Origin of the sequence: Aminobacter sp. MET-1, from assembly GCF_026521175.1 — a bacterium.
Lineage (GTDB): Bacteria > Pseudomonadota > Alphaproteobacteria > Rhizobiales > Rhizobiaceae > Aminobacter.
Map to the genome: position 1 here is coordinate 180,151 of NZ_JAMSHL010000001.1, position 20,051 is coordinate 200,201.

Consider the following 20,051-nt stretch of genomic DNA (forward strand, 5'->3'; position numbering starts at 1 on the left):
CCTCCTTATGCAAGCGCTCGAACAGATGGTTCGGTGACCAAGGCACCCTGCACGATCAGTACTTTCCCGTTGGAGGGGGGAGGCGTGGGCCGCGCCAGAATCAGATCATAGCGCACAATCGAGTGTCTCGACATCGGCGCGCAAACGAAAACGGCGGGCATTTTGCCCGCCGTTCGTCTCGTTTGTCGGTCGTCGTGGCCGTCAGTGGCCGCCACCGCTTTTCCTGGAGCGCTTGCGCTGCAGCATGTTGAGGCCTTCGACCAGCGCCGAGAAGCCCATGGCGGCGTAGATGTAGCCCTTGGGCACATGGTAGCCGAAGCCGTCGGCAATCAGCGTCATGCCGATCATCAACAGGAAGCCCAGCGCCAGCATGACGATGGTCGGGTTTTTTTCGATGAAGTTGGCAAGCGGCGTTGCGGCCAGCAACATCACCGTCACGGCAACGATCACGGCGATGTACATGATGCCGATCTCGTCGGTCATGCCGACAGCGGTGATGATCGAGTCGACCGAGAAGACGAGGTCCAGCAGCAGGATCTGGAAGATCGCAGCGCCCAGCGACAGCTGCAGCGTGCGCGATACGATCTCGTCCTTGTGGTCTTCCGGATCGACCGAGTGGTGGATTTCCTTGGTCGCCTTCCACACCAGGAACAGGCCGCCGGCGATCAGGATCAGGTCTCGCCAGGAGAAGCCGTGGCCGAAGGCCTCGAAGATCGGCTCCTTGAGCGCCACGATGAAGGAGATGGTGGCGAGCAGCAGCAGGCGCATGATCAATGCGGCGCCGATGCCGAGGCGGCGAGCCGGGCGCCGCTGTTCTTCGGGCAGCTTGTTGGTGAGGATCGAGATGAAGATCAGATTGTCGATGCCGAGCACAACCTCGAGCGCGATCAGGGTCAGCAACGCCACCCAGGCGGTCGGATCGTTGATGAAGCCGAAATACGGCGCCAGAAATTCGATCATAAGTGTCCCCGTTGTTCTTCTAGATACGTTTCGAGCGGCCGGCGGCCGCTCTTTCATGTGTCAGCCATGCCAATGCACGGCGCGTCCAAAAGGATGCGTCGCGCTCTAACATTTGCTGACGTGCGGCGGGCAAGTAGGTGTCCACTGGCCCCTCGTCAATGTCAGGACCAGAAGGAGGGTACGGTTTCTTCGAGCCGGGGGCCGCGACGCAATGGCGCAACCCGCTCGGCAAGGCCGGTGCGGTCGGAGATGTCGACGCCGACACCGCAGATGGTGGCTGGCCCGTTGGCCGCCTCGAAGCGGCCCTTGGGCACCTTGGACAGGAAGCGGTTCAGCGGCTCTTCCTTGTCCATGCCGAGCGAGGAATCGTAGTCGCCGCACATGCCGGCATCGGTAAGGTAGGCCGTGCCGCCATTGAGGATCTGGTGATCCGCCGTCGGCTGGTGCGTATGGGTGCCGACCACGAGGCTGGCGCGGCCGTCGACGAAATGGGCGAAGCACATCTTTTCGCTCGTCGCCTCGGCGTGGAAGTCGATCACCACGGCATCGGCCTGTTCGCCCAGCGGGCAGGCCGCCAGCTCGCGTTCGCCGGCCTGGAACGGATCGTCGAGTTCGGGATGCATGAACACCCGGCCCATGATGTTGGACACCAGAACGCGGGCGCCGTTTTTCGCAATGTAGAGACCCGATCCGCGACCCGGCGTGCCCTTCGGAAAATTCGCCGGACGCAGGAAGCGCTCCTCGCGCGGGGCAAAGCCAAGCGCCTCGCGCTGATCCCAGACGTGATTGCCCGTGGTCACCACATCGGCGCCGGCATTGATGGTCTCGCGGAAGATTTCCTCGGTGATGCCGAAGCCGCCGGCGGCGTTCTCGCCGTTGACGATGACGAAATCGAGCCGGAAATCCGAAATCAGGCCGGGCAACTGCTGCCAAACCGCTGTGCGGCCAGCCTTGCCCACCATGTCGCCTAGAAAAAGAAGTCTCATGAAAAATGCTTCTACAGGGCCATTGCGAAATCATGCAAGTGGACGCTGCCGAATTTGCCCCGAGCCGATCAGCGCCGGCCGATCACCTCACGACGGCTCGAACCGGCGCAGCCCGCTCTCCGTCAGGATTTCGGGGATGATGACGTCGTGGTTCTCGTCCGGAACGCGCTCGACCTCCTGGCAGTCGAAGGCGATGCCGATCAGTCTTGGCTCGATGCCCTTGTCCTGCAGCTTGGCGATCGCCCGGTCGTAATAGCCCGCGCCATAACCGATGCGGTGGCCGCGCGCATCGAAGGCGGCCAGCGGCACCAACATGATCTCAGGGTCCAACACCTCGGCTTCCTCATGCGGGCCGACGGTGCCGAACCCCATGTCGACCATAGGTGCGCCGCGCACCAGCTCGCGAAAGACGATTGTGTGCTTGTCGAGGATGGCCGGCAGGCAGAGGCGGGCGCCGTGTTCGCGCAGGGCGAACATCATCGGCCTGACATCAACCTCCGAACGCATCGGCCAGAAGCCGGAGACGATGGTGCCGGGCTCGAACTGGATGTTGTCGCGCGCCGTCTCGGCCATCTCCAGCGAGGCCTCGATGCGCCAGAACTCGTCGAGCGCATCACGCCGGGCCAGCGCTTCCTTGCGCAGCTGCTTCTTGATCTCGCGATGGGAAGTCATGCCTGGCCCATTCTCCTGTCGTCGCCAGTGTGTTGCATATCATTTGTCGCTACGGCAACGCAGAAACCGACGCTTCCTGGCGTCGGGTGGGCAGGTTTTATCCTGATAGGGAGGTGACGATCCACACAACCGGTGAAGAAGTCGATCCCGGAGACCTACAAAGTAGGTGGGCGCCGTGTGAAAAGACCCACGGGTCTTCCCAGGGACAGCTCCCTAAGGATCGTTAAGGCCCCGGGGAAAATGCTCTCCTGCCGCGAGGCGCAGACCGTCGCTGCCAATATAGGCGCTCATGCCGCGATGCGCCATGGCAATGCGGCGGTTCGGGCAATGATATTTGCGGGCAGGTCGCAACCTGCTTCTCCCACTAGGGGAGAAAGGGATGGCGCAATTCTTTGCTGCCAGATGACCAGCAGCGGCACCGCGATCAGTTCGACCGACAGGCCGGCAAGATGTCCCGCTGAAGGAGTGCCCGAGGCGATCAAAGACAACAGCCGCGCGAGCCCGCCACAGAAGGTCAAAAGGGCGAGAAAACGAAACCGCGTCGTCTTTGCCTCGATCGCAGGCACGCATGTGAACCAGGCGATGCCGATGACAAGGAATATTCCGGACAGGAAGCGAAAGTGGCTATCGAGGTCGACTGGCCATGGTCGCCGAACATGGAGAAAGACCGGGCCGATGACCACACCAGCCAGCCCGACCAGGACAGGGGTGATTGCGAGGACGGTGACGATCGCTTGCAGACATCTCTTTTCCGGCCATGCCGACATCTTGCCACCCATCATCATCTGTACTGTCCGCAGGGAGACACGTTGTCGCAACGCCAGGGTTTCAGGCGCTGCCCGTCAGGCTTGCGCCTACTTGCCCTGCTCCTTAGGGTCGCGGCAGAAATTATGAGGAATTCGCATGCGCTTTGAAGGAACGTCGGCCTATGTCGCCGACAAGGATCTGATGGTGGCGGTCAACGCGGCGATCGCGCTGGAGCGGCCACTGCTGGTCAAGGGCGAGCCGGGCACCGGCAAGACCGAACTGGCCCGCCAGGTGGCGGCAGGCCTCGGCCTCGAAATGATCGAATGGAACGTCAAGTCCACCACCAAGGCGCAGCAGGGTCTCTACGAGTATGACGCCGTGTCGCGCCTGCGCGACAGCCAGCTCGGCGATGGCCGTTTCAACGACATCAGGAACTACATCAAGCGCGGCAAGCTGTGGGATGCGTTTGCCGCCGGCAAGAAGGTCGTTCTGCTGATCGACGAGATCGACAAGGCCGACATCGAGTTCCCCAATGATCTCTTGCAGGAACTCGATCGTATGGAGTTCTTCGTCTACGAAACCGGCGAAACGATCAAGGCCGATGTCCGCCCGATCGTCATCATCACCTCGAACAACGAAAAAGAGCTGCCCGACGCCTTCCTGCGGCGCTGCTTCTTCCACTACATCCGTTTCCCTGACGTCGAGACGCTGCACAAGATCGTCGAGGTGCACTATCCCGGCATCAAGCAGAACCTGGTGCGTGCCGCACTGACCCAGTTCTACGAGATCCGCGAGGTGCCTGGGCTCAAGAAGAAACCGTCGACCTCGGAAGCACTCGACTGGATCCGCCTGCTGGTCGCCGACGACGTCGCGCCCGAAGACCTGCGCGCCGACCCCAAGAATGCGCTGCCCAATCTGCACGGCGCGCTGCTCAAGAACGAGCAGGATGTGCATCTGTTCGAACGGCTGGCGTTCATGGCCAGAAGGCAGGGGTGAGGAGCGGTCCGCACAGCGGACGAAAAGCCAACGATTTGGCTTTTCAAGCGACGAACGCCCGGAGCCATAGCGGAGGGCAGGGGAGCGTCAATGCCCGGCTTGCGCGTCTGGCCTCCGTTAGCCCCTGACAACATGCATGCGAAGGCACCCCCACCCCTAACCCTCCCCACAAGGAGGAGGTGGACGAGGTTAGCGCTCTCCGACCCATGGTGATTGAGATTGGCGCCAAGTAGGTGATTGAAGTCTGGGCGAGGCGCCTCACGATTCCCCCCTTGTGGGGAGGGGTTAGGGGTAGGCCCCGTCCTCGCATAGATTTGCCGACCCGCGCGCCCCTCCGGCCAATCCATTCCCGCGCTGTGGACCGTTGGCCGCTCGACAATGCTCAGGCAGTTTGCCGCGCAATCAATCCATTCACGGAGGGCAACGCCATGACCGACATCACCATCCGCCCGCTTCAGCTTGCCGATCACGAGGATTGGCGCCGCCTGTGGACGGCCTATCTCGATTTCTACAACACTGTGTTGCCCGAGAATATCTACGAGCTCGCCTGGAAGCGCCTGTTCACCGAGAGCGAATTCGAGCCCAAGGGCCTGATCGCGTTGGTCGACGGCAAGGCGGTGGGGCTGACGCATTACCTCTACCACCGCTCGGGCTGGTCCGAGGCCAACAATTGCTACCTGCAGGATCTGTTCTCCGACCCGGCCGCGCGTGGCAAGGGCGTCGGTGCGGCCCTGATCGAAGCCGTGAAACAGGAAGCGGCCAAGCTCGGCGTCACCAATGTCTACTGGATGACCCACGAGACCAATGCCACGGCGCGCAAGCTCTACGACCGAGTTGCCCGCCGCACCGGATTCATCGAATACGATTTGCTGTAGTTCTCAGCCCATCATGCAGCCGCTTCGGGCGGCCGTTCAGCCTGCCGACCTCGACACCCACTGGTGCCACTGGGCCTCGCTGCCGCGGAAGACGTTGAGGTCGATCTTGCCGTCGACGCCGTGCGACAGGCCCGAACCCGAATACTGCCAGAACACCCAGTTGCGGCCCGGATAGACCTTGGACGGCGGCTCGGCCACGGCGCGCAGCCAGAACGGGTAGTCCTGGAAGTGGCCGCGCAGGTTGTCGCGGTAGAAATCGGGCGCCGTGTAGATGACAGGACGCTGGCCGTAATGGCGCTCCAGCTTGTCCATGAAGACCTGCATCTTTTCGCGGATCTTCTCGGGGCTGTGGCGGCGCTTGCAGCTCGATTCGCCATTGTATTCGACGTCGATGACCGGCGGGAGCGCGCCCGGGACCTTGGGCACGTTGCGGATGAACCAGTCGGCCTGCTCGCCGGCGGTGCGGCACCAGTAGAAGAAGTGATAGGCGCCGCGCTTCAGGCCGGCTGCCTCGGCCTCGCGCCAGTTCTTCTTGAACATCGGGTCGAGATGGTCGCCGCCGTCGGTGGCCTTGATGTAGGCGAAGTTGGCACCCTGTGTGCGCAGCTTCGGCCAGTCGATCTCGCCCTGCCAGCGCGAGACGTCGACGCCGTGGACGGCGAAGTTCTTGGGCGACATAGTGCGGCCGAAATTGATCGGCTTGGCGTCACCGAAGCGGCGGCCGTAGATCTTGCCCGGCGCAAAGGGCGTCGCCTTCATCGGGTTGGACGGCGCGATCAGCGCGATCGGCTTGGTGTCGGGCGTCGGAATGTTGTCGAGTTCGATCCTCGGTGCCGCCATCGCCATCTGGACCGGCGCTTCGGTCACGATTTCGGCCGGCACGGACGGCGGCGCGACCAGCACATTGGCCTGCGGCACGGGCGCTGCCATTGCGGCCTGCATCGGCACGACGGGTGCCGTCGAAGCGATTTCGATCTGCGGCACCGGGCTCGCCGGGCGGGTGACCGAGGCGGTCGTTTCCTTCGAAGGTGCTGACGACATGATGTCGCTGAGCCCCATGCTCGAGGTGCAGCCGGCCAAGGCCAGGCTGGCGAGAACGATCGCTGACGCCGCTGAGAAACGCATAGGTACCCGTACGCAAAACAAACCCGGATCCCAGCGCAGACTCGCCCCGGACCCCTCTGGTCGGAATTGCTAACGGGAAATTACCAAAAAAGACTGAATCTTATTTTTACCTTCGGGTGTGGCATCGAAGCGCCTGCCGGCGTACTTGCCTGCCGGTCCACGCCGAAGCAAAGTGCCCGTCATGTTCATACCCTTCTTCCTCGAACTCAAGGCGGCCAAGGTTCCCGTGTCGCTGCGCGAATATCTGGCGCTGCTCGAGGCGCTCGACGCCGACCTCGTCAGCTATGACGTCGAGGGCTTTTATTATCTCGCCCGCGCAGCCCTGGTGAAAGACGAGCGCCACATCGACCGGTTCGACCAGGTTTTTTCGCACTATTTCAAGGGCGTCGAGGCGGTCTCGGGCGAGGGCGGCGTCGATGTCGCCAACATTCCCGAGGAATGGCTGCGGCGGCTGGCCGAGAAGACGCTGAGCGACGAGGAGAAAAAGCTGGTCGAGGCGCTGGGCGGCTTCGAGAAGCTGATGGAGACGCTGAAGCAGCGGCTGGAAGAACAGAAAGGGCGCCACCAGGGTGGCTCCAAATGGATCGGCACCGCAGGCACCTCGCCCTTCGGCGCCTATGGCTACAATCCCGAGGGCGTGCGCATCGGCCAGGAGACGAGCCGTCATCGCCGCGCGGTCAAGGTCTGGGACAAGCGCGAATTCAGGAATTTCGATGACACGGTCGAGCTTGGCACGCGCAACATCAAGGTGGCGCTCAAGCGCCTGCGTCGCTGGGTGCGCGAAGGCGCCGAGGAAGAGCTCGACCTGCCCGGCACGATCCATGCCACTGCCGACCATGGCTATCTCGACGTCAAGACCCGGCCCGAGCGGCGCAACGCGGTCAAGCTTCTGATGTTCTTCGACGTTGGCGGTTCGATGGACGACCACATCAAGGTCGTCGAGGAGCTGTTTTCGGCGGCCCGCGTCGAGTTCCGCCAGCTCGAATATTTCTACTTCCACAACTGCCTCTACGAAGGTGTGTGGAAGGACAACCGTCGCCGCCATGCCGAAGTCATGCCGACGCTCGACGTGCTCCATAAATACGGCCACGACTACAAGGTGATCTTCGTCGGCGACGCGTCGATGAGTCCCTACGAGATCGCCTATGCCGGCGGTTCTGTCGAGCACTGGAACCCCGAGCCGGGCTCGGTGTGGCTGCGCCGCGTTCTCGACCAGTGGCCGAATGCTGTCTGGCTCAACCCGACGCAGGAAAAACACTGGAGCTACACCAGTTCGATCAAGATGATTTCCGACATCTTCGCCAACCGCATGTACCCGCTGACGCTTGCGGGGCTGGAAGCGGCGACGAAGCAGCTGTCGCGGAAACACTGAACCGCCTCACCAGGAAGTGATGCCCTGTCAAGCACCGCCTCTCGTAACTATCTGTGCTGAGAACGCGAACAAGAAGAACAATCCAGGGAGACCCCCAAAAAATGGACGCCAAGACCTATCCCGTCACCCGCACCGACGCCGAATGGCGCGCGATGCTGACGCCTGAGCAGTACCAGGTGATGCGCCAGCACGGCACCGAGCGGCCGGGCAGTTGCGCATTGCTCCATGAAAAGCGTGCCGGCAGCTTCACCTGCGCCGGCTGCGACCAGCCCCTGTTCGAAGCCAAGCTGAAGTTTGAAAGCGGCACCGGCTGGCCGAGCTTCAACGATCCGGTCGAAGGTTCGGTCGAAACCACCGTCGACCGCAGCTACGGCATGGTGCGGACGGAATGCCATTGCTCGCGCTGCGGCAGCCATCTCGGCCACGTCTTTCCAGACGGTCCGCCGCCCACAGGCCTGCGCTACTGCATCAATGGCGTGGCGCTGAACTTCCAGCCGTCCTAGAGCGTTTCGCTTTTCTTCGAATCGCAGAAACCCTCTATCTCGTTGTTTTTGCGTAATTCCGGGCGGAAAACCGCTGCGCACTTTTCCTGGAATTGCTCTGGAGCAATTTGCAGCCGGGTGGAAACGCCCGCGGTAAAAAACAGCTAAAGCAGGCTCGCCAGGATGATCCAGATCGTGGCGCCCATCTTCATCGTGTTGGCGTTGGGCGCCTCGGTCAGGTCGGCTGTCCGCAGCACGCTGCCATAGAGGAAGAGATTGTAGGGCAGCGGCACCAGATGGACGGCCACCGCCAGCAGGGCATTCATCTTGGCTGCCAGGATCACCAGCGCCACCACTGTGGTCACGACATTGATCAGGCTGCCGACCACGAACATGTCCCACCAGAACAGCTGTGCCAGCGGCACCTCGCCGTTCCAGCGTCTTGAAAAGAATGCCGAAAGCCCACCCTGTCCGCCCAGAGGGTTGTCGGAAGGATGTAGTCGCCCGGTATCCGTCATCGCCTCATGACCCCGCGCCATCGTAGCATTCGCCGCAACATAACGACCAATTAGGGCAACATATGCTGCGTTTTTACAAGTGCGCCGAAAGTCTCGCCTTGCAACAAGGTGAACGCGCAGCGTCGGTGGCGGGTTCCTCAACCTTCTGTCGCGTCGATGTCGGCAAGCAAGCGCACCGACGCCTCCAGGCAGCGGCGCGCGCGCTCCTGCGGCGAAACCGTGTCGCCAAGCCGCATCATCGGGATCTCGATGCTGAGTGGCCGATCTGCGGGCAGCGCGCCTAGATAGCCTTTCAACGGCAATGTGCCTTCGCCCGGCAGGTCGCGGTCGAAAGCGGAATGATGCACCATCGTTGCGAGATCGGTGGGTGCCGGCGGTGCGTCGCAGAGATGGATGTTGTAGATCAGACTGCGGTCGACCGAGGCCAGGGCGTTCGGCGAAATGCCCATGCGGTTTATGTGCAGCATGTCGAGGATCAGCCCGGTGCTGTGCGCCGCGCCCGCAGCCACTACCGACAGCGCTTCGTCGAGCGTCCCCGCAGCACGATGGGCAATCGGCTCGAAGTCAACGCCCAGCCTGAAGCTGGCGGCCATTTCGGCGAGGGCCGCGAACCTGTCCTCGATCTCCACCTGCTCGATTGCCCCGCGCATATCGGCCACGGCAATCAGGCGTGGCGCGCCTAGGCTTGCCGCCACTTCCATCGCTTCGGCACTTTGCGAGAGATCGAAATCCCTGCGGATCATCCAGCTTTCGACCTCTGTGACCGTCAGGCCGGTGTCGCCGAGCATTGCACGGCAATCGGCCAGAAGCGTCTTGTTGCCGAGCAAAGGCGACGGCGCGTCGGCCGCCGCTGTCGGATGGATGCGCAAGCCGAGATGATCGTAGCCGACCTCCGACGCGATCCGGATCGTTTCGAGCGGCGAGGCGACGGGTGAGGTCAGGTACGACAGCGAAAAACGTCTCATGGCCGAAATCCTATCTGCGGTGGCGTGAAGCCGGATGGTCCGAGGCTGTGCGCGGACCCGAGCCCGTCACCTTCTCGCGCAGGGTGCCCGCGCCGTATTCGGTCTTGAACATGCCGCGCCGCTGCAGCTTCGGCACCACCATCTCGATGAAGTTTTCCATCGTCTCATGCGCCAGGATGCGGGCGATGTTGAAGCCGTCGACATCGGCATGTTCGACCCAGCGCGCGAGTTCGTCCACCACCTGCTCCGGCGTGCCGACGACCAGTAGGTTGCGGCCGCTGACCACCATGCTTTCGGCCGCCTGGCGCACGGTCCAGGTGCCCTTGCGCGTCAGGATTTCGAGCTGCGACTGCGCTGCGTCGGTCTTCTCGTAGAGGATCGGCTCGTCCAGCGGGTATTTCGCGAGGTCGATGCCGAGTGCTGCCGACAGCTGGCACAGCATGCCTTCGACGCTGGTGTGGCGTTTGTAGTCCTCGTAGCGGGCGCGGGCGAGTGCCTCGGTCTCGTCGACGATGATGGTGGCGCCGGCGAAGAACTTCAGGCTCCTGGGATCGCGGCCAAGCTCAGCGGCGCGCTTGCGCATGTCGGCCACCTGCGGCGCAACAAGTTCGAGTTTCGGGCCGTTGATGAAGATGCCCTCGGCATGGCTTGCGGCGAAATGACGGCCACGCGGCGAACCGCCCGCCTGGAACAGCATCGGCGTGCGCTGCGGCGAAGGCTCGGCGGCGCTGACGGCGCGAATCTTGTGATGCGTGCCGTCATGGTCGAGTTCTGAGATCAGCGTGGGGTCGGCGTAGATTCCGCTCGCCTTGTCGCGCTTCAGCGCGCGGTCGGCCCACGAGCCCTCCCAAAGCCCGTACATCACCTCCATGAACTCGTCGGCTGCGTCGTAGCGTGCGTCGTGCTCGGCCAGCTCGTCGCGGCCCATGGCCAGCGCGCCGCTGCGGAGGAAGGAGGTGACGATGTTCCAGCCGATGCGCCCGCGTGTCATGTGATCCAGCGTCGTCATGCGCCGGGCAAACAGGTATGGCGTCTCATAGGAGGCGCTGCCGGTGATGGCGAAGCCGAGGTTCTTGGTCACCAGCGCCATGGCCGGTACGATCACTGCGGGGTCGAGGCTCGGTGCGAGCGCGCCGCTGCGGAACGCCGATGCGTAGCTCTGCTGGTAGGTGTCGGGCACCCCGAGCGAATCGGCCAGAAACAGAGCGTCGAACAGCCCGCGCTCCAGCAGGCGGGCATAGTCGGCCCAGTAGTCGATGCTGGTGAAATCGAGTGCTGTGTCGCGCGGATGGCTCCACAGGCCGAAGGCGAGGAAGCTCGGGTTGCACTGGTCGAGCGCGTTGAGCCTGATTTCCCTGGTCATGCGATGGCCTCCTCCTGCCGCGTTTGCGGCGCAACTTCCCGGAGGCGCGGCTGTCGATCAAATGACCGTTTTCGACGGGGCGATCTCAAAACGAGACCACTCATTCGGCGGTCTCGAATTGCCCGGCCAGCGTCTCGACAAAACGCAGCAGCACAGGCGTTTCAATCTCGGCGCGCCAGAACAGCTTGAGCGGCAACGGCACTGAAAATCCTGATACGTCACGGATCAAGACGTTCGGCGGATGCCGCCCGGCCTGCGAGCGGTTGACGAAGGCGATGCCGAGGCCGGCCGCGACCAGGCTCAACGTTGCCTCGGTGCTCCCGGTTTCCATCAGCACGCGGGTGGCGACGCCGCGTGATTGCAACGCCTGCGCCACCTTCTCGGCCATCAGGCCCGACTGGGCGAGGTCCATGCCGATGAAGTCGGCGCCGTCGAGGTCATCGACCGCAAGCTCGGCCTTTGCAGCAAGCGCATGGTGCTCGGGCAGGGCCAGTGCCAGATCGTCGAGCACCAACTGCCGCGACTTCAGGCTGTGCGGATAGCCGAGCTCATAGGCGATGCCGAGGTCGATGCCGCCCGCCGCCAGCGCTTCGAAAGCCTGCTCTGACAGCATCGGCGTCAGCCTGAGTTCAACCGTCGGGTTGGTGCTGCGAAACTGCTGCAGCCCATCGGGGATCGGCGCAAACATCATCGCCGCCCCGTTGAAGCCGACGCGCAGCAGCGACACCTGCCCGCTGTCGATCAGGTCGAAGCGGCGGATGGCAAGATCGACCTCGCGCAGGATGCGCGATGCGTCCTCCAGCAGCGCTTCGCCGGCCAAGGTCAGTCGCACGCCGGTCGGTTCGCGCTCGAACAGCCTGCCGCCGAGTTGCGCCTCCAGTTCGCCGATGCGCCGCGACAGCGCCGACTGCACGATCGCCAGTCTGTCGGCCGCCTTGTGGAAGCTGCCGAGCTCGGCCGCGACGACAAAGTGCTGCAGGTTCTTGAGCAACTGCGCCCGGCGGATGCCGGGCCTGCCGAGGCTCCTTGTCGGTGAAACATTTTTCGGATCGCCTGTCATCTGGGCACCACGCGCAACTGGTCGTGCCCGACTGTGCCGATGCCGAAACGAGATCGCCTCGTCCGAAAAGGTCATTTGCCGCCTAAAGCGGTTGCCTGTCTCCTGAAGCCGAAACACACATTGCCTCGGGAGGACATGATGATGGCCAAACCCTTGATCGTTGGGGTCGGCGGGACCACGCGTAACGGCTCGTCGTCGGAGCGGTTGTTGCATCAGGCGCTGGCAGCAGCACAGGCTGCAGGCGCCGACACGATGGCCTTCAGCGGCGAACGGCTGCTGTTTCCGATCTACGGCACCAACAGGCCGGGTGCGGCGGAACTGGAGTTCATCGAGGCGCTGCGCCGCTCGGACGGCATCGTCATCGCTTCGCCGGGCTATCACGGCTCGCTGTCGGGCATGGTCAAGAACGCGCTCGACTATGTCGAGGAGCTGCGCAGCGATGTCAGGCCCTATCTCGAAGGCCGCGCCGTCGGACTGATCGCAGCCGCCGCCGGCTGGCAGGCCGGCGGCTCGACGCTGCAGCATCTGCGTTCGATCGTGCATGCCCTGCGCGGCTGGCCGACGCCGCTCGGTGTCGTTGCCAACTCGTCCGATCAGGGGCACGATTGCGGTACGCAGATCGGATTGATGACGGGGCAGGTGATGGGCTTTGCCCGGGCGTTCGGCGTCGCGTCGGGCGCGCCCGAACGACTCTGCGCCTGAGCTATTTCAGCCGGTTCAGGTCTGCGGCGCGGTTGTCGATGATCGCTTCCATCGAGAAGAAGCCGGTCACTGTCGCCAGGTCGAAATCGGTGATCAGCTTCTGGTAGAACGCGTCGTAGCCCGACATGCCCCGGGTCACGACCTTGATGAGATAGTCCCAGTCGCCGCCGATGCGGTAGAAGTCGATCACCTCGGGCAGGCGCTCGACATGCTTGCGGAAATCGTCGGCCCATTCCTTCGAATGATGGCGGGTGCGGATCATCACGAAGACGGTCAGGTCGTAGCCGAGGGCGGCCACGTCGATGTCGGCGTGTGTCCCGCGGATCAGGCCGGTCGTGTTCAGTCGCTGCAACCTGCGCCAGCAGGCGTTCTGCGACAGCCCGACGCGCTCGGCCAAATCACGCTGCGAGATCGAGCCGTCCTTTTGCAGGCATGACAGGATCTTGCGATCAATTTCGTCGATCTTTTCCATGATCACGATCAGATGACACAATTTCAGTTGTCTGTCCCGAGAAAACGATGAAGTTTCTTCGCTGAATAGCGATTAGAATCCTCGCTCATTCCGATCTGGAAGAGTTTCGCAGTCAGAGGAGCGCGAAGATGACCACAACCGCCGGTTTGCTGCAGGGTTTCAGGCAGGGCCTCGCCGGCGACACGGTTGCCGCGCTCCAGGCCGGGTTGGTTGGCCAGAACGCCAGGATCGAAGGCCCGTTCGGTTCCAAGTCTCTTGTCTACGCCGACTATGTCGCCTCGGGCCGGGCATTGATGCAGATCGAGCGTTTCATCCTCGAAGAGGTTCTGCCCTTCTACGCCAACAGCCACACCGAGGCGTCCTATTGCGGCGGCTTCATGACCCGGCTGCGCCGCGAGGCGCGTGCGGCGATCGCCGAGTGCTGCGGCGCCAGCCGCGACCATGCGGTGATCTTTGCCGGCTCGGGCGCCACCGCCGGCCTCAACCGTCTGGTCAAGCTGCTCGGCGTCGCTGACGGTGTCGCCGCAGGCTCGCGCGTTCGCGTCATCATCGGCCCCTACGAGCATCACTCCAACATCCTGCCCTGGCGCGAGAGCGGTGCCGAAGTCGTCGAGATCGCCGAATGCGCCACTGGCGGCCCCGACCTCGCTGAACTCGATGCGGCACTCGCTGTGCCGGCCGATCTCACCGTCTGCGCCTTCTCGGCTGCATCCAATGTCACCGGCATCATCACCGACGTTGCTGCTGTCACCCGGCGCATCAAGGCAGCCGGCGCCAAGGCCGTCTGGGACTATGCCGGCGCCGGCCCCTATCTGCCGATCGCCATGACGCCGGCCGAGGGTGTCGAGATCGACGCACTGGTGGTCTCGCCGCACAAGTTCATCGGCGGTCCGGGCGCGTCGGGCGTGCTGATCGTTCGCCGCGATGCGGTGGTTACCGTCAAGCCGTCCTGGCCGGGTGGCGGCACGGTCAAGTTCGTCTCGCCCACCGGCCATGACTACAGCGACAACATCGAGGCGCGCGAGGAGGCAGGTACGCCCAACGTCGTCGGCGACATCCGCGCCGCACTCGCCTTCCAGGTCAAGGATGCGCTGGGCGCGGAAGCCATGCAGGCGCGCAATGCCGAACTCACCCGTCGGGCGATGGCTGCCTGGCGCGGACTGGACCGGCTGGAGCTTCTGGGCTCGCTCGACGTGGCACGGCTGCCGATCTTCTCGTTTCGGGTCAAGGACGGCAAAGGCGGCCATGTCCACCAACAGCTCGTCACCCGCATGCTGAGCGACCGCTTCGGCATTCAGGCACGAGGAGGCTGCGCCTGCGCTGGACCTTACGTCCATCGCCTGCTCGGCATCGACGCGAACGAGTCCGAGGCGATGCGCGCAGCGATCAAGGCCGGCGAGGAAATGAAAAAGCCCGGCTTCATCAGGCTCAATTTCAGCGTGCTGCTGTGTGAGGAGAAGATCGCCTTCATTCTCGATTCGGTGGCGCAGCTGGCGGGCGATGCGCCCCGCTATGTGGGCCATTACGACTTCGACCCGGCGCGCGCGATCTTCTTCCCCCGCAATGCCGAGATGGCCATCGCGGTCTAGCTGAAATACTCCCTGAAAGGAAAATGGCCGGAACGTTCCCGTTCCGGCCATTCTTGTCTGTGCTTGGCCGTGCAGCCGCTTAGGTGCTCGGACCCGTCAGGTAGGGCAATACCTCCAGTGTGCCGCGATAGATCATCTCGCCGGCGACGTAGAGGATGATGACCAGGCCGACATAGGCGATCCAGCGGAACTTCTGCAGCAAGTTGGCGATGAAGCTCGCGGCAACGCCCATCAGCGCAATCGACAGCACCAGGCCGAAGATCAGCACGTTCGGATGGTCGCGGGCAGCGCCGGCGACGGCCAGCACGTTGTCGAGCGACATCGACACGTCGGCGATGACGATCTGCCAGGCAGCCTGGGTGAAGGTCTTCTTCGGCGCGGTGGCGGCAACCTTGCCGTCCTTGTCGATATCGGTCTCGGACAGCGCCTCGACGGCCTGGGTCTCATGGCTGTGGTTGGCCCGCAGCTCACGCCACATCTTCCAGCACACCCACAGCAGCAGCACGCCGCCGGCAAGCAGCAGGCCGACGATCTGCAGGAGCTGGGTGGTGGCGGCGGCGAAACCGATGCGCAGCACCGTCGCGGCGATGATGCCCATGAGGATCGCCTTGGCGCGCTGTTCTTTCGGCAGGCCGGCTGCGGCCAGGCCGATCACGATGGCATTGTCGCCCGCCAGCACCAGGTCGATCATGATGACCTGGAACAGGGCTGTCAGCGCTTCCGGGGTAAAAAATTCTGTCATACGGCACCCTTTGCGTTCAGCTGGGGGCGGCATGGCTCGCAGGCATGATCGGTCGCGCTCACAGGAGCGGGAATACAGTTCAAGCGCTGCAATAAATCGGTGATGTCAAAGCCAGGCCGCCGGATTGGTTCCCAGTCCGACATCGCAGCCATGGTGACTGCCAGAGGGGCCCGGCCTGGTGGCGTGCTTTTAGTCGAAGAGCTCGGGAAACTCAAGGCTTGCATGCGACAACGGCGCGCATGGCTGCGCGCCGCATCGTTTCCGGCTCCTGGAAGGCGTCAGGTGCCTCAGTAGGCCTGCGCCGTCGGCCTAAACAGGATCTCGTTGATGTCGACCTCCTCCGGCTGGCTCATGGCGAACGCCACGGCCCGGGCGAAGGAACTGGCCGGGATCGCCAGCTTGTAGACTTCGCGGATGCCTGCCGCGACCACGCTGTCGGTGATCGTGTCGGGCAGTTCGGTTTCGACGGCGCCGGGCGAGATGATGGTGCTGCGGATGTTGTAGGGCTTCACCTCCTGGCGCAGACCCTCGGAAATCACCCGCACGCCATGCTTGGTCGCGGCATAGACCACGCTGCCCGGCCCGACCTTGTGGCCTGCCACCGAGGCGACATTGATGATGTGGCCGCTCTTTTGGGTCTTCATGTGCGGCAGGGCAGCCGCGATGCCATAGAGCACGCCCTTCAGGTTGACGTCGATCATCCGGTCCCATTCGTCGACATGCAGGTTCTCGAGCATGGAGCTCGGCATCAGGCCGGCATTGTTGATCAGCACGTCGATGCGGCCATGCGTTGCGACCGCGTGGTCGACGAGGCGCTGGACCTGCGCGCGGTCGGTGACGTCGGTCTTGAGCACGGCCTGTTCGCCGAGGCCCAGTTCGGCCGCCAGCGCCTGCAGCCGGTCTATGCGGCGGGCGCCCAACACCAGCTTGGCGCCGTTCTCTGCCAACAGCCGTGCCGCGGCTTCGCCGAGGCCGCTGCTGGCGCCGGTAATGACGACGACCTTGTTTTCGATACCTTTGGTCATGATTGTTCCTTTCGGGGGAGGTCAGGGAAGTGGACCGAGACGGGCGCGACCGAGCCTCGCCAGGGCCGCAATGTCGGACGATGTCGGCAGCTGCCGGTGGGGGAAAATGCGATCCGCTATTTGCCCACCCGCGCCTGCAGATGTGCCGGATAGCGGTCGCCATGGACCTCGATCTCGGCGAGTGCGCGTTCGATCTCGTGGAGGTCGTTCGCCGACAGGTCGACAGCGGCCGCACCGATATTTTCTTCGAGACGATGAAGCTTGGTCGTTCCCGGAATGGGCACTATCCACGGGCGGCGGGCCAGAAGCCAGGCGATGGCGATCTGGGCGCGGGTTGCGCCCTTGTCGTCGGCAATCCTGCTCAGCGCATCGACCAGGCCTTGGTTGGCCTGCCGGTTCTCGGCGGAAAAGCGGGGAACGACGTTGCGGAAATCCGACTTGTCGAACTCGGTTGCCTGGTCGATCGCTCCTGTCAGGAAACCCTTGCCCAGCGGGCTGAACGGAACAAAGCCGATGCCGAGCTCTTCCAGCACGGGCAGGATTTCCCGCTCCGGTTCGCGCCACCACAGCGAATACTCGCTTTGCAGCGCCGCCACCGGCTGGATGGCATGGGCGCGGCGGATCGACTGCACGCCGGCCTCTGACAGCCCGAAATGCTTCACTTTGCCTTCGCGGATCAGGTCGCGAACCGTGCCTGCCACGTCTTCCATCGGCACGTCGGGGTCGACGCGGTGCTGGTAGAACAGGTCGATCCGGTCGGTCCTGAGCCGCTTCAGCGCAGCCTCGGTCACACTCCTGATATGGGCAGGCTTGCTGTTCATGCCGCTCTGGCCGCCGTCGGGGCCGAAGTCGAAGCCGAACTTGGTCGCGATCACCACCTGGTCGCGCATCGGCGCCAGCGCTTCGCCGAGCAAGTTCTCGTTCTCATAGGGGCCATAGGCTTCCGCGGTGTCGAAGAAGGTGACGCCCTTGTCGAAGGCTGTACGGATCAGGTCGATCGCCGCCTGCCTGTCGGTCGCCGGACCGTAGCCGTAGCTCAGTCCCATGCAGCCGAGGCCGATTGCCGAGACCTCGAGGCCGCTGTTTCCCAGTTTGCGCGTCTGCATGTCACTCTCCCTGGCTTCCGCGCCGATATTGCGCGTCGGTGACCTGTTCCATCCAGTCGACGACCTTGCCGTTCTGGACTTCCTGGATGGCGATGTGGGTCATGGCCGTGTTGGGCGAGGCCCCGTGCCAATGCTTCTCCTCGGGTGCGAACCACACCACGTCACCGGGCCGGATTTCCTCGACGGGACCGCCCAAACGCTGGACGCGGCCGAGGCCGGATGTAACGACAAGCGTCTGCCCCAGCGGGTGGGTGTGCCAGGCCGTGCGCGCACCGGGCTCGAAGGTGACACTGGCGCCCTGGACGCGCTCGGGCATATGCGGGTTGAACAACGGGTCGATGCGCACCGTTCCGGTGAACCAGTCGGTGGGGCCTTTCCCGGATGCACGGGAGCCTGCTCGCAAGATTTCCATTGAAAATCTCCATTTCATCAAGCTCGCCGGCAGCGGCGGCTTCGATGAGTGGAATCTAGCCAGAACCCGATTGCAGGATTAGTAGGAGTAATCTGCATGTGGTTGTGAGCTGGATTCAGCAATGCCCAGAGAGAGCGTCAACGACATGGTCGCCTTCCTCGCGGTTGCACGCGAGCGGAGCTTCACCAAGGCTGCAGGCAAGCTCGGCGTGACGCCTTCGGCGCTCAGCCACACATTGAGAGGCCTGGAAGAACGCCTCGGCATCCGGCTTCTGTCGCGGACCACGCGCAATGTCTCGCCCACCGAAGCCGGGGAACGCCTGATGCAGGCGATCGGCCCGCATTTCGACCAGATCGAGGCGGAAATCGATGCGCTCAGCGAATTGCGCGATCGGCCGGCCGGTACTGTCCGCATCACATGCACCGACTATGTGGTCGAGACCATCTTCCGACCGAAGCTGCGGACCTTCCTGCGCCAATACCCTGACATCAAGGTCGAGATCGCCATCGACTACGGCTTCACCAACATCGTCGAACAGCGCTTCGATGCCGGCGTGCGGCTGGGTGAATCCGTGAGCAAGGACATGATCGCGGTGCGCATCGGGCCGGACTGGCGCTTTGCGGTGGTCGGCTCTCCCGACTATTTCGAACGTCGCTCGCCGCCGGAAATGCCGCAGGATCTGACCAACCACAAATGCATCAACCTGCGCCTGACCACGGCGGGCGGCATCTATGCATGGGAATTCGAGAAGGATGGCCGCGAGCTGAACGTTCGGGTCGACGGACAGCTCACCTTCAACAGCATCCTGCCGGTGCTGGATGCCGCGGTCGACGGCTTCGGGCTCGCTTATGTCGCGGAAGACCTGGCCCAGCCCTATCTCGCCGACGGCCGCCTTGTCGAAGTGCTGACCGACTGGTGCCCCACCCTGCAGGGCTACCATCTCTATTATCCGAACCGCCGCCAGGCTTCCCCGGCCTTCGCATTGTTGGTCGAGGCGCTGCGCTACAGAAGCGCGACCTAGCTGCCGGGGCGGGCCTGACCGGCACGCCGGCAGCCCCAGACGAAAAACGCCGGCATCGCTGCCGGCGTTCCTGCATTCCGAAATGAGCTCGTGGGCTCAGGCCATGCCAAGGGCGGCCTTGTAAAGGTCGAGGATCGTCTCTTCTTCGGCGCGCTCGTTCTGGTCCTGCTTGCGCAGGCGGATCAGCGTGCGGATTGCCTTGGTGTCGAAGCCAGTGCCCTTGGCCTCGGCATAAACGTCCTTGATGTCGTCGGAGATGGTCTTCTTTTCTTCCTCGAGGCGCTCGATGCGCTCGATGATGGCGCGCAACTGTCCGGCGGCAACGGTCTGGCTGGTCTCGGTGATTTCGTCGGCCATGTGGCACTCCGCAACTTGTGAATGGGAAAAAGGCGCGAGTCGTGCGCCACCTGATTTCGGCGGTTTCGATGCCTCATGATGCACGGGGGGTCAAGGGGACTATGCGGCGCAGCTGCCACGCTGCCGAGAAATCGGCCGCCACATCGGCCCGAAAACCGGGGCAGGTTTTCGCAAAGCCGACATGCAGGCTGGCTAGTGATCCTTGGGGCGGCTCACTTCAAAGGCGGCCTTCTGGGCGTCCGTCGCGTCGCGCTGGTACTTCGCCTGCCATTCGGCAAAAGGCATGCCATAGACGATTTCGCGAGCGGCTTCCTTCGAAAGTTCCACGCCGCCCGCGCCAGCCGCGTCGCGGTACCAGTTGGACAGGCAGTTACGGCAAAAACCGGCGAGGTTCATCATGTCGATGTTCTGCACGTCTGAGCGCTCGCGCAGGTGTTCGAGCAGCCGACGGAAGGCGGCGGCCTCAAAATCGCGCTTCTGGTCGTCGCTGAGTTCGGCCATCTC

Annotated in this window: 23 protein-coding genes and 1 other RNA gene; 7 read left to right on the plus strand and 17 right to left on the minus strand. The window is 63.5% G+C overall.

All coding sequences use genetic code 11. The features are described 5' to 3' along the window. Window positions 1-201: 201 nt before the first annotated feature. The 5 genes from NDO48_RS00850 to NDO48_RS00870 form a co-directional block, all read right to left on the minus strand. On the minus strand, window positions 202-960 hold the full coding sequence (locus tag NDO48_RS00850) for a TerC family protein (RefSeq protein WP_018429957.1): 759 nt from the start codon (window positions 958-960) through the stop codon (window positions 202-204). A gap of 161 nt (window positions 961-1,121) precedes the next feature. Beyond that, window positions 1,122-1,946: a TIGR00282 family metallophosphoesterase gene (locus tag NDO48_RS00855; RefSeq protein WP_026227596.1), complete on the minus strand. Its 825-nt coding sequence runs from the start codon at window positions 1,944-1,946 to the stop codon at window positions 1,122-1,124. A gap of 87 nt (window positions 1,947-2,033) precedes the next feature. Further along, complete coding sequence (locus tag NDO48_RS00860; protein WP_018429955.1) at window positions 2,034-2,618, minus strand: 5-formyltetrahydrofolate cyclo-ligase; 585 nt, start codon at window positions 2,616-2,618, stop codon at window positions 2,034-2,036. 114 nt (window positions 2,619-2,732) lie between these two features. After that, window positions 2,733-2,888, minus strand: a non-coding RNA gene (gene ssrS, locus NDO48_RS00865) — 6S RNA. A gap of 17 nt (window positions 2,889-2,905) precedes the next feature. Beyond that, on the minus strand, window positions 2,906-3,403 hold the full coding sequence (locus NDO48_RS00870) for a DUF4345 domain-containing protein (RefSeq protein ID WP_018429954.1): 498 nt from the start codon (window positions 3,401-3,403) through the stop codon (window positions 2,906-2,908). 118 nt (window positions 3,404-3,521) lie between these two features. Here NDO48_RS00870 and NDO48_RS00875 point away from each other — a divergent pair, with 118 nt between their 5' ends. Together NDO48_RS00875 and NDO48_RS00880 are read left to right on the plus strand one after the other, a co-directional pair. After that, the gene (locus NDO48_RS00875; protein ID WP_267320693.1) at window positions 3,522-4,361 is read left to right on the plus strand and encodes an AAA family ATPase; all 840 of its coding nucleotides are present in this window, start codon (window positions 3,522-3,524) and stop codon (window positions 4,359-4,361) included. Window positions 4,362-4,789: 428 nt separating this feature from the next. Continuing rightward, a complete protein-coding gene (locus tag NDO48_RS00880; protein ID WP_026227595.1) occupies window positions 4,790-5,236 on the plus strand; it encodes a GNAT family N-acetyltransferase in 447 nt (148 codons plus the stop codon). 36 nt (window positions 5,237-5,272) lie between these two features. Here NDO48_RS00880 and NDO48_RS00885 read toward each other — a convergent pair whose 3' ends face one another. Next, a complete protein-coding gene (locus NDO48_RS00885; RefSeq protein WP_018429951.1) occupies window positions 5,273-6,361 on the minus strand; it encodes a GH25 family lysozyme in 1,089 nt (362 codons plus the stop codon). 181 nt (window positions 6,362-6,542) lie between these two features. Between NDO48_RS00885 and NDO48_RS00890 the strand changes: the two genes are divergently transcribed. Next, the gene (locus tag NDO48_RS00890; protein WP_018429950.1) at window positions 6,543-7,733 is read left to right on the plus strand and encodes a vWA domain-containing protein; all 1,191 of its coding nucleotides are present in this window, start codon (window positions 6,543-6,545) and stop codon (window positions 7,731-7,733) included. Between the two features lie 101 nt (window positions 7,734-7,834). Continuing rightward, window positions 7,835-8,236, plus strand: coding sequence for a peptide-methionine (R)-S-oxide reductase MsrB (gene msrB, locus NDO48_RS00895; RefSeq protein ID WP_018429949.1), 402 nt, complete (start codon window positions 7,835-7,837; stop codon window positions 8,234-8,236). A 143-nt stretch (window positions 8,237-8,379) separates the two neighbouring features. Here the strand turns inward: msrB and NDO48_RS00900 are convergent, their stop codons facing one another. The 4 genes from NDO48_RS00900 to NDO48_RS00915 form a co-directional block, all read right to left on the minus strand. After that, entirely contained in the window at window positions 8,380-8,640 is a 261-nt protein-coding gene (locus tag NDO48_RS00900; protein WP_018429948.1) for a hypothetical protein, read from the minus strand. A gap of 230 nt (window positions 8,641-8,870) precedes the next feature. Next, window positions 8,871-9,698 carry a sugar phosphate isomerase/epimerase family protein gene (locus tag NDO48_RS00905; RefSeq protein WP_267320694.1) on the minus strand — a complete coding sequence of 276 codons (828 nt, stop codon included), beginning with the start codon at window positions 9,696-9,698 and terminating at the stop codon, window positions 8,871-8,873. A 10-nt stretch (window positions 9,699-9,708) separates the two neighbouring features. Further along, a complete protein-coding gene (locus tag NDO48_RS00910) occupies window positions 9,709-11,061 on the minus strand; it encodes an LLM class flavin-dependent oxidoreductase (protein ID WP_018429946.1) in 1,353 nt (450 codons plus the stop codon). Window positions 11,062-11,161: 100 nt separating this feature from the next. Beyond that, entirely contained in the window at window positions 11,162-12,121 is a 960-nt protein-coding gene (locus NDO48_RS00915; protein WP_026227593.1) for a LysR family transcriptional regulator, read from the minus strand. 141 nt (window positions 12,122-12,262) lie between these two features. On the opposite strand from NDO48_RS00915, the gene NDO48_RS00920 reads away from it, so the two are divergent. Further along, window positions 12,263-12,823 carry an NADPH-dependent FMN reductase gene (locus NDO48_RS00920; protein WP_267320695.1) on the plus strand — a complete coding sequence of 187 codons (561 nt, stop codon included), beginning with the start codon at window positions 12,263-12,265 and terminating at the stop codon, window positions 12,821-12,823. A 1-nt stretch (window position 12,824) separates the two neighbouring features. Here NDO48_RS00920 and NDO48_RS00925 read toward each other — a convergent pair whose 3' ends face one another. Continuing rightward, window positions 12,825-13,295 carry an Lrp/AsnC family transcriptional regulator gene (locus NDO48_RS00925; RefSeq protein WP_018429943.1) on the minus strand — a complete coding sequence of 157 codons (471 nt, stop codon included), beginning with the start codon at window positions 13,293-13,295 and terminating at the stop codon, window positions 12,825-12,827. 128 nt (window positions 13,296-13,423) lie between these two features. Here NDO48_RS00925 and NDO48_RS00930 point away from each other — a divergent pair, with 128 nt between their 5' ends. Continuing rightward, window positions 13,424-14,884: an aminotransferase class V-fold PLP-dependent enzyme gene (locus tag NDO48_RS00930; RefSeq protein ID WP_018429942.1), complete on the plus strand. Its 1,461-nt coding sequence runs from the start codon at window positions 13,424-13,426 to the stop codon at window positions 14,882-14,884. Between the two features lie 79 nt (window positions 14,885-14,963). Here NDO48_RS00930 and NDO48_RS00935 read toward each other — a convergent pair whose 3' ends face one another. The 4 genes from NDO48_RS00935 to NDO48_RS00950 all read right to left on the minus strand — a co-directional run bounded on the left by NDO48_RS00935 (window position 14,964) and on the right by NDO48_RS00950 (window position 18,169). Then, window positions 14,964-15,626, minus strand: a complete 663-nt coding sequence (locus NDO48_RS00935; protein ID WP_018429941.1) for a TerC family protein — start codon at window positions 15,624-15,626, stop codon at window positions 14,964-14,966. A 287-nt stretch (window positions 15,627-15,913) separates the two neighbouring features. Continuing rightward, window positions 15,914-16,651 carry an SDR family oxidoreductase gene (locus NDO48_RS00940; protein WP_018429940.1) on the minus strand — a complete coding sequence of 246 codons (738 nt, stop codon included), beginning with the start codon at window positions 16,649-16,651 and terminating at the stop codon, window positions 15,914-15,916. Between the two features lie 116 nt (window positions 16,652-16,767). Next, complete coding sequence (locus tag NDO48_RS00945) at window positions 16,768-17,757, minus strand: aldo/keto reductase (protein ID WP_018429939.1); 990 nt, start codon at window positions 17,755-17,757, stop codon at window positions 16,768-16,770. Between the two features lies 1 nt (window position 17,758). Then, window positions 17,759-18,169, minus strand: a complete 411-nt coding sequence (locus NDO48_RS00950) for a cupin domain-containing protein (protein ID WP_018429938.1) — start codon at window positions 18,167-18,169, stop codon at window positions 17,759-17,761. Between the two features lie 121 nt (window positions 18,170-18,290). Between NDO48_RS00950 and NDO48_RS00955 the strand changes: the two genes are divergently transcribed. After that, window positions 18,291-19,190: a LysR family transcriptional regulator gene (locus NDO48_RS00955; protein WP_026227591.1), complete on the plus strand. Its 900-nt coding sequence runs from the start codon at window positions 18,291-18,293 to the stop codon at window positions 19,188-19,190. A 96-nt stretch (window positions 19,191-19,286) separates the two neighbouring features. Here the strand turns inward: NDO48_RS00955 and NDO48_RS00960 are convergent, their stop codons facing one another. Continuing rightward, on the minus strand, window positions 19,287-19,547 hold the full coding sequence (locus tag NDO48_RS00960; protein WP_018429936.1) for a DUF2312 domain-containing protein: 261 nt from the start codon (window positions 19,545-19,547) through the stop codon (window positions 19,287-19,289). Between the two features lie 192 nt (window positions 19,548-19,739). After that, window positions 19,740-20,048: a DUF1244 domain-containing protein gene (locus NDO48_RS00965; RefSeq protein WP_026227590.1), complete on the minus strand. Its 309-nt coding sequence runs from the start codon at window positions 20,046-20,048 to the stop codon at window positions 19,740-19,742. Window positions 20,049-20,051: the final 3 nt, after the last annotated feature.